This is a genomic window from Dorea sp. MB18-49 (assembly GCF_023669465.1).
Classification (GTDB): domain Bacteria; phylum Bacillota; class Clostridia; order Lachnospirales; family Lachnospiraceae; genus Dorea_A; species Dorea_A longicatena.
Window position 1 is genome coordinate 1 of the sequence record NZ_JAMOYX010000113.1, and the last position, 665, is coordinate 665.

Annotated in this window: 1 protein-coding gene; it reads left to right on the top strand. The window is 36.4% G+C overall.

Annotated elements, in window-relative coordinates:
- Nucleotides 1-44 precede the first annotated feature (44 nt).
- Nucleotides 45-665, top strand: a 621-nt coding sequence (locus tag NCY30_RS14980; protein ID WP_250818891.1) for a transposase, incomplete at its 3' end; no start/stop codon positions are given.

Genomic DNA, 665 nt, shown 5'->3' on the forward strand with positions numbered 1-665 from the left:
ATATAGGACAATGAAATATAAAAGTCCTATATGGGGGTATTTTCATGTTCAGAAAGAGTAAGATAGAACCAGTAGAAAAAGTAAAAATAGTCGAACGCTACCTTGCAGGAGAAATTGGCATACAGCAAGCAGGAAAAGAATTGGGAGTTGATCATCATAGTATTCGAAATTGGATTTCTATTTATCAGTATGATGGACCAACTGGATTACTCAATCAACCGAAAAACAAATCTTATTCAAAAGATTTAAAAATATCTGCTATAAATGATTATCTTAACGGAGAAGGATCTCTTCAGGATATTTGCACAAAATACGGAATTCGTTCACACAGACAGCTTTCCGATTGGATTAAGGTGTATAATTCTGGTGGAATATTAAAAACATCCACTGGAGGTGCTTACATGAAAAAGGCAAAGAACACTACACTTGATGAGAGATTAAAAATAGTAACAGATTGTCTTGCAAATGATAAGAATTATGGTGCAATGGCACTCAAATATGATTGTTCCTATCAACAAGTTCGCAATTGGGTAATACGATACGAAAAGATGGGTCAAGCGGGTCTGGAAGACAGACGTGGACGTCGTATAGCTTCTCTTCCAAGCAGAACACCTGAAGAAGAGCTACGTGACAAGATAGCTGAACTGGAAAGAAGAAATCTAGAC